9 protein-coding genes and 1 pseudogene are annotated in these 12,942 nt (G+C 70.7%); 6 read left to right on the forward strand and 4 right to left on the reverse strand.

Annotated features, from left to right (window positions below):
• Positions 1–409 precede the first annotated feature (409 nt).
• Both AB0F04_RS34580 and ptsP read left to right on the forward strand, forming a co-directional pair.
• Entirely contained in the window at positions 410–859 is a 450-nt protein-coding gene (locus tag AB0F04_RS34580) for a PTS glucose transporter subunit IIA (RefSeq protein WP_362049327.1), read from the forward strand.
• Between the two features lie 78 nt (positions 860–937).
• Positions 938–2,608: a phosphoenolpyruvate--protein phosphotransferase gene (gene ptsP, locus AB0F04_RS34585; RefSeq protein WP_362049330.1), complete on the forward strand. Its 1,671-nt coding sequence runs from the start codon at positions 938–940 to the stop codon at positions 2,606–2,608.
• 67 nt (positions 2,609–2,675) lie between these two features.
• On the opposite strand, the gene AB0F04_RS34590 is transcribed toward ptsP, so the two are convergent.
• Both AB0F04_RS34590 and AB0F04_RS34595 read right to left on the reverse strand, forming a co-directional pair.
• Complete coding sequence (locus AB0F04_RS34590; RefSeq protein ID WP_362049333.1) at positions 2,676–3,566, reverse strand: hypothetical protein; 891 nt, start codon at positions 3,564–3,566, stop codon at positions 2,676–2,678.
• Positions 3,567–3,723: 157 nt separating this feature from the next.
• Positions 3,724–5,691 (reverse strand): acetoacetate--CoA ligase, encoded by a 1,968-nt coding sequence (locus AB0F04_RS34595; protein ID WP_362049336.1) that lies wholly within the window; start codon positions 5,689–5,691, stop codon positions 3,724–3,726.
• A gap of 211 nt (positions 5,692–5,902) precedes the next feature.
• Here AB0F04_RS34595 and AB0F04_RS34600 point away from each other — a divergent pair, with 211 nt between their 5' ends.
• Positions 5,903–8,269 (forward strand): glycoside hydrolase family 31 protein, encoded by a 2,367-nt coding sequence (locus AB0F04_RS34600; RefSeq protein WP_362049339.1) that lies wholly within the window; start codon positions 5,903–5,905, stop codon positions 8,267–8,269.
• A 28-nt stretch (positions 8,270–8,297) separates the two neighbouring features.
• On the opposite strand, the gene AB0F04_RS34605 is transcribed toward AB0F04_RS34600, so the two are convergent.
• Together AB0F04_RS34605 and AB0F04_RS34610 are read right to left on the reverse strand one after the other, a co-directional pair.
• The gene (locus AB0F04_RS34605) at positions 8,298–8,834 is read right to left on the reverse strand and encodes an NUDIX domain-containing protein (RefSeq protein WP_362049341.1); all 537 of its coding nucleotides are present in this window, start codon (positions 8,832–8,834) and stop codon (positions 8,298–8,300) included.
• Between the two features lie 47 nt (positions 8,835–8,881).
• Positions 8,882–9,430: a M15 family metallopeptidase gene (locus AB0F04_RS34610; RefSeq protein ID WP_362049344.1), complete on the reverse strand. Its 549-nt coding sequence runs from the start codon at positions 9,428–9,430 to the stop codon at positions 8,882–8,884.
• A gap of 90 nt (positions 9,431–9,520) precedes the next feature.
• Here AB0F04_RS34610 and AB0F04_RS34615 point away from each other — a divergent pair.
• The 3 genes and pseudogenes from AB0F04_RS34615 to glpK all read left to right on the forward strand — a co-directional run.
• A pseudogene (locus AB0F04_RS34615) lies at positions 9,521–9,852 on the forward strand (diguanylate cyclase); the annotation flags it as partial.
• Between the two features lie 751 nt (positions 9,853–10,603).
• Complete coding sequence (locus AB0F04_RS34620; protein WP_362049347.1) at positions 10,604–11,401, forward strand: MIP/aquaporin family protein; 798 nt, start codon at positions 10,604–10,606, stop codon at positions 11,399–11,401.
• A 19-nt stretch (positions 11,402–11,420) separates the two neighbouring features.
• Positions 11,421–12,941: a glycerol kinase GlpK gene (gene glpK / locus AB0F04_RS34625; protein WP_362049350.1), complete on the forward strand. Its 1,521-nt coding sequence runs from the start codon at positions 11,421–11,423 to the stop codon at positions 12,939–12,941.
• Position 12,942 lies beyond the last annotated feature (1 nt).

The following is a 12,942-nucleotide window of genomic DNA, read 5'->3' on the forward strand; positions in this document are numbered from 1 at the left end:
CTGGCGTTGACTTTTGGCACGCTGTTGAGTTCTCAAGGAACGGTCGCTTCCTTTGTACTCACCCTCTCGGGCTTTCCTCCGGGCTTCCCTTCGGTGTTCCAAACTCTATCAGTGTTTTTCCGGCCCTCCGACCACCGTCCTGCAGGCACGCAGAAAGCGATCCGGAGATAGGATCTGACAAGTTGGTTGCTGCCCGGCCAGGACGCAAGGTTGCGTCGCTCAGCCCCAAGCAGGAGTACGACTGTACACGCGACCGCGGAGCCGGTGCAAATCGCTGTGGGGTATGGTCTAGACCACTCCGGAGTGCTCACGCGGAACCGGCACTTCAGGTGACATACGCTGCTGAACAGCGTGCCGCCCGGTACCTACAGGGGCGGCCCCATCGATCTCCACCCCTGGGAGGCTTCCCATGACCACCGTGACGTCCCCGCTCGCAGGACGCGTTATCGGACTTGCGGCAGTGCCGGATCCTGTTTTCTCCGGGGCCATGGTCGGCCCGGGTACAGCGATCGATCCCGTCCGTGAGCCTTCCGAGGCCGTCTCGCCCGTGGATGGCGTCATCGTCTCTCTGCACCCGCACGCCTTCGTCGTCGTCGACGAGGACGGACACGGTGTGCTCACCCACCTCGGCATCGACACCGTGCAGCTCAACGGCGAGGGTTTCGAGCTGCTCGTGAACAAGGGCGACACCGTCAGGCGCGGGCAGGGTGTCATCCGCTGGAACGCGGGAGCCGTCGAGGCCGCCGGCAAGTCCGCCGTCTGCCCGGTCGTTGCGTTGGAGGCCACGGCCGAAGCTCTCTGCGATCTTCGCGACAACGGTGATGTGAAGGCCGGCGACAGTCTCTTCCTCTGGAAGTGACGCCAGTGCCGTCCTGTGACGGCGAGTACGACAACCACCGCGGCGGCGGGGTCCGCCGCTCTATCGGAGACGGGTGAGATGGAGACAACGCTGCGAGGCGTCGGGGTGAGCCACGGTGTGGCCATCGGCGAGGTTCGGCACATGGGAACGGCGGTGCTCGAGCCGCCCGCGAAGCAGATACCGGCGGAGGAGGCGGAGCGTGAACAGGGGCGCGCCCGCAAGGCCGTCGAGGCGGTGGCGGCGGACCTGATGGCGCGGGGCAACCTGGCCGGTGGCGAAGCCCAGGCGGTGCTCGAGGCGCAGGCCATGATGGCCCAGGACCCGGAGCTGCTCGCCGATGTGGAACGGCGGATCGCCGTCGGCAGCACGGCGGAGCGCGGGGTGTACGACGCGTTCGCCTCCTACCGCGAGCTGCTGGCGGGGGCCGGTGAGTACCTCGCCGGTCGCGTGGCCGACCTCGACGACGTCCGGAACCGTATCGTCGCCCGGCTGCTGGGCGTGCCGATGCCGGGCGTTCCCGACAGCGACGAGCCCTATGTCCTGGTCGCCCGCGACCTCGCGCCGGCCGACACCGCGCTGCTCGACCCGACTCTGGTGCTCGGCTTCGTGACCGAAGAGGGCGGGCCGACCAGCCACAGTGCGATTCTCGCCCGGGCGCTCGGGGTGCCGGCCGTGGTGGCGCTGCCGGGTGCCGGTGAGCTCGCCGAAGGCACGATGATCGCCGTCGACGGCAGCACGGGGGAGATCTTCGTGGACCCGAGCGACGAGAAGAAGGCACAGCTGGAGGCGGCGGCCGCCGAGCGGAAGGCCGCGTTGGCCGCCTCCACCGGGCCCGGTGCCACAGCGGACGGCCACAAGGTGCCGCTGCTGGCGAACATCGGTGGGCCCGCTGACGTGGCGGCCGCTGTGGAGGCCGGTGCCGAGGGCGTGGGTCTGTTCCGTACCGAGTTCCTCTTCCTGGACGACAGCAAGCAGGCCCCCTCGGAGGAGAAGCAGGTCGCCGCGTACCGGCAGGTGCTCGAGGCGTTCCCCGAGGGGCGTGTCGTGGTGCGGGTGCTGGACGCGGGTGCCGACAAACCGCTCGACTTCCTCACACCGGCCGACGAGCCGAACCCGGCGCTCGGAGTAAGGGGTCTGCGGACGCTGCTCGACCACCCGGAGGTCCTGCGCACCCAGCTCACCGCGCTCGCCAAGGCCGCGGAGGGGCTGCCGGTCTACCTCGAGGTCATGGCCCCGATGGTGGCGGACCGCACGGATGCCCGGGCTTTCGCGGACGCCTGCCGTGAGGCCGGGCTGCGGGCCAAGTTCGGCGCGATGGTGGAGATCCCTTCGGCGGCGCTGCGGGCTCGCTCGGTCCTCCAGGAGGTCGAGTTCCTGTCGCTGGGGACGAACGACCTCGCCCAGTACACCTTTGCCGCCGACCGTCAGGTGGGTGCGGTGTCCCGTCTGCAGGACCCCTGGCAGCCCGCCCTGCTCGACCTGGTGGAGCTGTCCGCCGAGGCGGCCAAGGCCGAGGGCAAGAGCTGTGGAGTCTGCGGTGAGGCCGCGTCCGACCCTCTGCTCGCGTGTGTGCTGACCGGTCTGGGTGTCACCTCCCTCTCGATGGGTGCCGCGTCGATTCCTTACGTCCGGGCGACGCTGGCGAAGTACACGCTGGCGCAGTGCGAGCGGGCCGCTGCGGCGGCGCGGGCGACGGACAGTGCCGAGGAAGCACGCAGTGCGGCGCAGGCGGTGTTGTCGGGCGAGTAGGCCCGGCCGGACCTTCGGCGGTTTTCCGGGAGGGGCGCTCCACTGAGGTGGGGCGCCCCTCGCGCGTTCAGTGCCGGTGCCCCTGAGCCGGGTTCTCCTCCCCCAGGTCGGGTGGTGCGCAGTAGTCGACGTTGGATTCGGGGGCGATCAGGTCGCCGGATTCGACGTCGGTGCAGTAGGCGTCGAAGACCTCTCCCGCGGTGAGCGGTTCCAGTCCGTAGGAGCGCATGCGCCAGCCGTAGACGCGGTCGGGTGTGCCCGGGGCGGTGGCGCGGACGACGAGTCCTCCGGGGCTTTCGGTGACCAGGCCGAGAGCCAGGACCGTGGTGAATTCGAGGGCTTCCGTTTCGTCCAGTTCCAGCGCGGTCCGGTCGCCGGTGATGTGGAGGGCGGCGACGAGGGTCTCGGGCGGTCCTGTGACACTGCAGACGAGGTGGCGGTCGCCCGGTGGCGCCGTGTCGAGGATGCGGCTGAGGAGCTCCGCGGCTCGGGTGAAGGCGGCGCGTCCGATGTCCTCGCCGCAGGAGGTGCAGGCGCCGAGGCGGGCGAGGAGGGTGGTCGCGTACTCCCAGGTGGCCTGCCGGACGGCCTCGTCGACGAGGGCCGGGAGCAGGTCGGCAAGGGGCCGGCCGTCGTAGGGGAGGGTCGGGCCTGTCGCCGCGATCTGTGCCGTGAAGCGTGATCGGCTCGACGGGGTGTCGGGGTCCAGGTCCTTGCGTGTGCAGAAGTCGGCGTACTCCTCGGGGTCGAAGAGGGCCACCGTGGTGTGGCTGCCCTGCAGGGCCCTGGCCCTGAGCAGGGCCTCCACGTGTTTCAGATAGGTCGCGTGGTCGTCGAAGGTGAAGCTGCGGTAGCGCCGCATGGCCCGGAAGTCGTGATCGTCGGTCAGCAGGCCGATGGTGCCGGCGATCTCGCGGTGCAGGACGCGGCGTTTGGTCCGGTTGTCGGTGTGCGTCATGGTTCCCCCTGTGCACGGTCGATCAATGCTCACTCACAGTAACCGTCGCCACTGACAGTGAGGTCCGGGGTTGGTGATCGTGCGGGGCATCGATGACGGAGAGCGCAGGTCACGGCGGAGTGTCTGCGGTGACCCGCGCTCTGAGGGGGTGGCGGCGTCAGGCGCGCTTGCGGGCCAGATCCTCGTAGAAGTTCAGCAGGCCGAGGTCGTCGATGGAACCGGGGTTGACCGCCTTCTCCAGAGGGGTGCCCTGGAGGAGGCGCTTGACGGGGACCTCGATGCGCTTGCCGGTGAGGGTGTGCGGGACGCCGGGTACTTCGATGATCTCGTCGGGGACATGGCGTGGTGACAGTTGTTCGCGGATCGTCTGCTTGATGCGGTTGTGCAGGGCCTCGTCGAGGACGGCTCCGGGGGCCAGGTGCACGAAGAGGGGCATCCAGTAGCCGCCGTCGGGCTGCTCAATGCCGATGACGAGGGATTCCTTGATCTCGGGGAGCCTCTCGACGGCTTCGTAGATGTCGGCGGATCCCATGCGGACGCCCTGGCGGTTGAGCGTGGAGTCGGAGCGGCCGTGGATGACGACGGATCCACGGGAGGTGAGGGTGATCCAGTCCCCGTGCCGCCACACGCCGGGGTAGGTGTCGAAGTAGCTGTCGTGGTAGCGGCTGCCGTCGGGGTCGTTCCAGAAGTGGATGGGCATCGACGGCATGGGGTTGGTGACGACGAGTTCGCCGACCTCGTCCACGAGGGGGCTGCCGCCGGGGTCCCAGGACTGCAGGTCGGTACCGAGGCAGGGGGCCTGGAGCTCGCCGACGTGGACCGGAAGGGTCGGTACGGCTCCGGCGAAGCACGAGCACACGTCGGTGCCGCCGCTGACGGAGGCGATCCACAGGTCGTCGCGGACCTCGTCGTGGAGCCAGCGGAATCCGTCGGGGGGCAGGGGCGAGCCGGTGGTGGCGACGCACTGGACGGAGGAGAGGTCGAAGTCCCGGGACGGGTGCACGTCGGCCTTGCGGCAGGCCATGACGTAGGCGGCGGAGGTGCCGTAGAGGGTGGCCTTGGTGCGTTCGGCGATCCGCCACTGGGCTCCGGTGTCGGGGTAGCCGGGGCTGCCGTCGTAGAGGACGATCGTGGTGCCGGTGAGCAGGCCGGAGACGAGGAAGTTCCACATCATCCAGCCGGTCGAGGTGTACCAGAAGAAGCGGCCCTCGGGGCCGAGGTCGCAGTGCAGGCCGAGTTGCTTGAGGTGCTCGACGAGGATGCCGCCCTGGGACTGGACGATGGCTTTGGGCAGTCCGGTCGTGCCGGAGGAGTAGAGCACCCACAGGGGGTGGTCGAAGGGCACCTGCTCGAAGACGGGGTCGGTGTCGGCGGAGGTGAGGGCCGACCAGTCCAGGGCGCCCTCGGGTGCCTCGGTGCCGAGGAGCGGGATGTGGATCACAGCCCGCAGGGTGGGGAGTTCGCGGCGCAGTTCGGCGACGACCTCGCGTCGGTCGTGCTCCTTGCCGCCGTAGCGGTAGCCGTCGACGGTGAAGAGCACGACGGGTTCGACCTGCTGGAAGCGGTCGAGGACGCTGCGGGCGCCGAAGTCGGGCGCGCAGGAGGTCCAGACGCCGCCGACTGCGGCCGTGGCGAGGAGGGCGACCACCGCCTGCGGGACGTTCGGGAGATAGCCGCTGACCCGGTCGCCTGGGCGCACGCCGAGGGCGCGCAGTTCAGCGGCCAGTGAGCCGACCTGGCGGCGCAGTTCGGCCCAGGTGACGGGGCGTGCTTCGTGGGTCTCGTCGACGTGCAGGAGGGCCGGTTCCTCGGCGCGGGTGGAGGAGGCGCGCAGCGCGTGTTCGGCGTAGTTCAGGGTCGCGCCGGGGAACCACTCGGCGCCGGGCATCGAGCGGTCGCCGAGCACGCGCGCGTAGGGCTGCGAGAAACGGACGTCGAACCACTCGGTGACGGCCTTCCAGAAGGTGTCCAGTTCGTCGACGGACCAGCGTTGCAGGGCCGGGTAGCCGCCGTCGGCGGGAGCGCCGTGGTGCTCGGCCGCCCAGGCCTGGAACCTGGTGATCCGCGCGCGGGCGATGCGCTCGGGGTCGGGCTGCCAGAGCGGCTGGGGACTGATGGTCGACATGGTCGGCTCCCGGACTGTGCGCGTCGTGTGCGTCCTCCGCGCACGGGTTGGGGTGTGCGCGTGAGCGGCTGGCACGGACAATGCCATGTGATCGACTTCGGCACCAGGGTGCGCCCCACATAGTCCGTGTCGTGAAGATGTGGTCCTGGCACGGGTGAACGGCAGTTGAACGACACGCCCGCGCGGGGCCGTCAGTGGCAGGGTGAGCAGCATGAACGGTCGTGACCTGGTGCGTTCGGTGAAAGCGGTGGCTTCGTTGGGGGCGGCGCAGGGTGTGCGTACCGTACGAGCAGCGTGGCGCAGGCACCGGGCCGACGCCACCGGGCTGCCGGCGCGGGGGGCGGAGCGTGCGCGGGTGCCCGGGCCCGTGGCGGACGCGGAGCCCGGGCCGGGGGGCGGTGTCATCCGGTTCAGCCGGTCGGAGCTGCGGATTCTGGTCGCCGTGAACGGGGCGGTGTTCTGGGGCTGGGACGGGGCGGGGCCCGAGCCCTCCTACGCGCTGGCCGGACGCTCTCCGGAACCGGATCCGCGGGCTGTCCTGGAGCCGGACAAGGACGGCGGCTGGCGTGTGGTGGCCGAGCGGGTGACGGTCGTGGTCTCGCGGCACGGCGCGGTGGAGGTGCGGACTCCGGGCGGGGTCACCCTGCGGCGGGATCTGCCCCCGCGGTGGTGGGAGCCGGTCGGCGGCGGCCCGGCGCGGTGGACGCAGCGGTCGGAGGTGGGCGCCGACGCACGGTTCTTCGGGCTCGGAGGGCGTACATCGGGCCCTCGGCTGCCGGACGGGACGTACCGGCTGTGGAACTCCGATCCGGGCCGCGCCTTCGCGCCCGGGGACGACCCGCTGTACATCACGATGCCGGTGCAGCTGGTGGTGTCCGACGGCGGTACGCATCTGGCCTTCCACGACAGCTCGTGGGACGGCACGGTGACGCTGTGCGAGGGCGAGGAGGGCGCGGGTTCCGGGCACGACCGTGCCGGGACGAGCGAGCTGCGGATGGCCGGCGGTCCCCTGCGCTGCTGGGTGATGGTGGGCACCCCCGCGCGCGTGCTGCTCGCCTGGGCGTCGCTCACCGGGGCGCCCGCGCTGCCGCCCGTGTGGGCCCTCGGGCACCATCACGCACGGTGGGGGTCGGGCAGCGAGCAGGAGGTGCGACGGATCGTCGCCGGCTATCTGGAGCACGGTCTGCCGCTGGACGCCGTGCACCTGGACATCGACCACCTCGACGCGCGTCAGGTGTTCACCGTCGACCAGGAGCGCTTCCCGAAGCTGCCCGTGCTGGCCGAGGAGCTCCGCCGGGAGGGCGTCCGGCTGGTGTCGATCGTCGGGCCGGGCGTGCAGGCCCTGCCGGGCCGGGCCGTGTACGACTCCGGGGTGGCCGAGGACGCGTTCGTGCGGTATGCCTCCGGGAAGGTGGTGGAGGGTGTCGTGTGGCCCGGGGAGGTGGTCTTCCCCGACTTCACGCACGCGCGCGTGCGTGCGTGGTGGGGCGCTCTGTACGAGGAGCGGCTCGCCCAGGGCTTTTCGGGCTTCTGGCACGACATGAACGAACCCACGTCGTTCACCGCCTTCGGGGAGTCGACGCTGCCGCGCTCGGCTCGCCACTGCCTGGAGGGGCGGGGCGGTGACCATCGTGAGGCGCACAACGTGTACGCGCTGTGCATGGCCAGGGCGGGTTTCGAAGGGTTGCGGAGGCTGGCGCCCGAGGAGCGGCCGTTCCTGTTCTCCCGTTCCGGCTGGGCCGGCATGCAGCGCTACGGGGGGACGTGGTCGGGGGACGTCGCCACCGGCTGGCCGGGGCTGCGGGCGTCCTTGGCGCTGGTCATGGGGCTGGGGCTGTGCGGCGTCCCGTACTCGGGGCCGGACGTCGGGGGGTTCGACGGGGTTCCGTCCCCGGAGCTGTATCTGCGGTGGTTCCAGCTGGGCGCGTATCTGCCGCTGTTCCGTACGCATGCGGGGCTGCGGGCGGGACGCAGGGAACCGTGGGAGTTCGGGGAGGAGGTGCTGGAGCACGCGCGTGCGGCGCTCGTCGAACGCCGGCGGCTGCTGCCGTACTTCGTGACGCTGGCGCATCTGGCGCGGCGTACCGGAGCGCCCTACGTGCGGCCTCTGTGGTGGGCGGCGCCGGAGGAGCGGGCGCTGCGCGACTGCGAGGACGCCTTCCTGCTGGGTGACGCCCTGCTGGTGGCGCCGGTGCTGGATCCGGGTGTGGGCCGGCGGACCGTGCGGTTGCCTCGGGGGCGCTGGTACGACGTCGCGACGGGGCAGGCGTACGAGGGGCCGGGGCAGGTGCTGGTCGACGCGCCCCTGTCGCGCATCCCGGTGTTCGCGCGCGCGGGTTCCGTGCTTCCGGTCCGTGGGGACGACGGGGGGCTGGAGTTGGAGGTGTGGGCGCCCGCCCGGGGACGGGCCGGGGGCGGGCTCGTCGTGCCGGACGGGGGCGAGGGGTGGCAGGAGCCGGAGATCGAGCGGTACACCGCTCGGTGGACGGGCTCCCGGGTGGTCGTGGAGCGGGTGGGTGAGGACGGCGGTGGCGCGCCGCCCTACCCGGTACGGGTTCGCGGGACCGAGGGGCCGTGAACTCCGCTGGGACCTGGGAGGTCCCAGGTCAGATGTACCGGCCCTCGAACCAGGCCCGTACGGCGATGGTGTGCAGGGGGAACGCCAGTTCCTCGGGCCGGCGCAGGAGGTGCCAGCCCTCCGTCTCGTCCGTGGCCGTGGAGGAGGGCAGGCTCTCGGCCGGGCGTTCCGGGAGGAGGCCGAACAGCAGCAGGTGCCCGTCGGGTGAGCTCATCGCGTCGACGAGACGTACGTCCCGGCCGGCCGCGTCGATGCCGGTTTCCTCCCGGAGTTCGCGTATGACGGCCTGCCGCCAGTCCTCGCGGTCGTCGATGTAGCCGCCGGGCAGGGCGATGCCCCCGCGCGCGGGGGCGATGGTTCGGGTGATGACGACCAGGGCGGTGCCCTTGGTGTCGTACACGGGCTGGAGGGCCACCGCGACCGGGAGCGGGTTGCGGTAGGCCACGGCCCCGCACACCGGGCAGGTGCGGGGCCAGCCGGTGATGCCCTCTCCGTAGGGCGCGCCGCAGCTCGAACAGTGGGAGTTCGGTGCGGAGTTGGAAGCGGAGTGCTGAGTTTCGGACACGCGGCGGACTGTAGCCGATCCCGGAGCGTGCGCCATGAGCAGGCTGCTCAGTGAGCACCGCTGAGCGATGTCCGGGACACAGGGAAGTCGAAGTACGTGTCCGGATGCGCCTCGGGCTTGAAGGTGTAGTGCCACCATTCCTCCGGCGGGTTCACGAAGCCGAGTCCCTCGAGGGTGTTCTTGAGGAGCAGCCGGTTGGCGCGCTGTCGGCCCTGGATGTGCGGGTCGGACGTGTGCGAGAGGGTGTCGTCGAAGCAGTCGAAGCCGGTCCCCATGTCGATCGAGTTGTCCGGGAACCGCGCGCTGGGGGCGGTGGCAGTCCTAGACCTTGTTGTGCAGCCCTGGTGCAGGAGCTTGCGTTGGGCCTTGTGGAGGGCTTCGGCGGCGGGGCGGGTGAGGACGCAGAGGGGTTGCCTGTAACCGTCGACGCGCTCGCCCACGAAGTCGTGCGGGGTGACGCAGCGCATCTCCTGAAGGAGGGTCGGATCCCCACTGCTCAGCGCCACGAAGTCCTTCGGCGCCTTGGGATCGGTGGCGGCCGGGGCGGCCGGGGCGGGGGTGGTTGATGCCAGCAGGGCGGCGACCGCGGCGATCAAGGCACCTACCACAGTGGACGGCAACCGGCCCTGAGCATCACGGCGTGTAACCGATCGGGACGGACGGTGGGCGCCGACGCGACGGCCCGGCTGAGCCGGGCGGTGGGCCAGGCGCTGCGACGGGCCGCGACGGGCGGCACGCGCGTGGGACATGTCGGCGGGGACGACTTCCTGGTGCTCGCTGATCCGGACCGGCTCGATCCGCCGGCCGCCTCGGTGCTGGACGCGCCCCGGTCGGCGGGAGGCCGGCCGGTCAGGTTGTCGCTCGTGACACCGCTGTGCACGCCGGGCAGTCCGGCCGGCCACCCGGGGGGCCGAGACCTGCCTGGCGCCGCTGAAGGAGGCGGCGGAAGCGCTGCACGGGGCGAGTTGGGTGCTGGACCCGGGCGGGTGTGCCGGGCCATGAGGTGCGCCGGGGCTCGCAGCAGACGCCGGTGCCTGCGCTGCACCTGCGACGGCAATCCGCCTGTGCGCCTGCGACGCATTCGGAGAGCTGCGGGATGGCGGTCGACAGGGGCGGGCAGGGCGTCCGAGGCTCCGGGGAGAGGGACGAGCCGCGGGAGACCCGGCCTGGCCGGGGCGGCGCCGGGCACGGGGCGTCAGGGCGCATCCGCGGCGGCCATGGCTCCGCGCATCTCCTGCGGTTGAGAAACCACCAGGTCAGGTGAATCCTGGACACTAGCAAGCGAGGAGTCAGGTGCGGCTGGTCTTTTGCCCCCCGGCGGGGTCCAGCGCAGGCCGGACACCATCAGTCAGCCAAGCCTCGCGCGGCTCATCCGGGCTCGCGCGGGTCCGGACCAGATCTGAACAACGACCCGACCGGGCGCCGCCGGACCGAGCAACCGGCCCGCCGGCCCGGCGCGAGCCCGGTGACCGTCCGACGGCCGTCAACCGTTGCAGTCGGCGACCTTGACGCCCCTTGGGTGCCGGTGAACACTTCCGGTGTCAGTCGACATCGCCGTACATACTCGGCGTATTCCGGCACTGCGGCGCGTGGGTGCGCCTGCGAAAGGCTCATTCCCCCAAGGGCGATTCGGCTGCGACGGCACGCTCGTCACGGATGCCGGGCGGGGCGCGGACGTCTCCCTGCCTTCGGCTGAAGTAGCCACGGGAAACGCACCCTGCAGGTGAGGACCGGGGCGGCTCGTCCCGGGCCAAGGCTGAGGAGCAGCCATGACCAACGGAGACATTTTCTTCGGCGAGATGATCGGCACGGCGATTCTGATCCTGTTCGGTGCCGGCGTGTGTGCCGCCGTCACTCTCCGATTTTCGAAAGCCCGGGCCTCCGGGTGGATCGTGATCACCTTCGGCTGGGGTTTCGGCGTGCTGGCGGGCGCGTACACCGCCGCTCCCCTCTCCGGAGGGGTCATCAATCCGGCCGTCACCTTCGGCCTGGCCGTCGACACGGGGGTGTGGAGCAAGGTCTGGGTGTACCTCCTGGGCCAGATGACCGGCGCCATGATCGGGGCGGTCCTGTGCTACCTCGTGTACTACGCGCAGTTCGCGGCGAACGTGCGGAAGACGGGCACCACGGAGGGCACGGCGGACGAACCCGTTCCGACGCTCGGGATCTTCTCCACGATCCCCGAGATCCGGAACCCGATCGCGAACCTGATCACGGAGATCCTCGCCACCATCGCCCTGGTGCTGCCCATCCTGGCCCTGGCGGGTGACAACAGAGTCGTCCAAGGGGTCGGCATCGGCCAGATTCCCGGAGAAGCGGCCGGAATCTACGGCTCCGGCATTTCGATTCTGCTGGTGTCCCTCCTGGTCGTCGGCATCGGCCTGTCCCTGGGCGGGCCCACCGGGTACGCCATCAACCCGGCGCGCGACCTCGGCCCGCGCATCATCCACTCCATCCTGCCGATCCCGAACAAGGGCACGTCCGACTGGGGCTACTCGTGGATCCCCGTCGTCGGACCACTGATCGGCGGACTGCTGGGTGGCGTCATCTACAACGCAGCCTTCTGACACAGCCGAAGGGGTAGCCATGACGGACAACTCCGCGAAGTACGTCGCAGCCATCGACCAGGGCACCACGTCGAGCCGCTGCATCGTCTTCAACCAGGACGGCGCGATCGTCGCCGTGGACCAGCGCGAGCACCGCCAGATCTTCCCGAAACCCGGCTGGGTGGAGCACGACGCCACCGAGATCTGGTCGAAGGTGCAGGCGGTGGTGGCGGGGGCACTCGCCGAGGCCGGTCTGAGAGCCGACCAGCTGAGCGCGATGGGCATCACCAATCAGCGCGAGACGACCCTCCTGTGGGACCGGGCGACCGGCAAGCCGGTGCACAACGCCATCGTGTGGCAGGACACGCGGACGGCCGCCCTGTGCAACCAGCTGGGCGGCTCGGACGGGCAGGACCGTTTCCGCGAGCAGACGGGGCTGCCGCTGGCGACCTACTTCTCCGGACCCAAGGCGGCCTGGCTGCTCGACAACGTGCCCGACCTCCGGACCCGTGCCGAACGCGGCGAGATCGCCTTCGGCACCATGGACTCCTGGCTGATCTGGAACCTCACGGGCGGCACGGACGGCGGGCAGCACGTCACCGACGTGACCAACGCCGGACGCACCATGCTGATGAACCTGGAGACCCTCCAGTGGGACCCCTCGATCCTCTCGGCGATGAACATCCCCGAGGCCATGCTGCCCGAGATCCGCTCCTCCTCCGAGGTGTACGGGACCGCCGTCGGCCAGCTCGCCGGCGTACCCGTGGCCTCCGCGCTGGGCGACCAGCAGGCGGCCGTGTTCGGGCAGGCCTGCTACGACGTGGGCACCGCCAAGAACACGTACGGCACGGGAAGCTTCCTGCTGCTCAACACGGGTGACCGCCCGGTGCCGTCGAAGAGCGGACTGCTGACGACGATGGGGTACAAGATCGGCACCGAGGCGCCGGTCTACTGCCTGGAGGGCGCGATCGCCATCACGGGCGCGCTGGTCCAGTGGTTCCGGGACCAGCTCGGCATCATCCGCACGGCCGACGAGATCGAGCCCCTCGCGGCGAGTGTGGAGGACAACGGCGGCGCGTACATCGTTCCGGCGTTCTCGGGCCTGTTCGCCCCCTACTGGCGCTCCGACGCGCGGGGCGTCGTCACCGGTCTGACCCGGTACGTCACCAAGGCGCACCTCGCGCGGGCTGTGCTGGAGGCGACGAGCTGGCAGACCCGCGAGGTCGTGGACGCCATGTACCAGGACTCCGGGGTGCACATCACCACCCTGAAGGTCGACGGCGGCATGACAAAGAACAACCTCCTCATGCAGCACCAGGCGGACGTGCTCGACGTCCCGGTGGTGCGGCCCAAGATCTCCGAGACGACCTGTCTGGGCGCCGCCTACGCGGCCGGTCTGGCCACCGGGGTGTGGAACGACCTGGACGAGCTCAAGGCGCATTGGCAGAAGGACGTCGAGTGGACGCCGGACATGGAGGCGTCGGTGCGCGACCGCGAGTACCACAACTGGCGCAAGGCCGTGGAGAAGAGCTTCGGCTGGGAGGAGGACGGCGACAGCTGAC

Origin of the sequence: Streptomyces sp. NPDC029041 (genome assembly GCF_040637515.1) — a bacterium.
GTDB lineage: Bacteria > Actinomycetota > Actinomycetes > Streptomycetales > Streptomycetaceae > Streptomyces.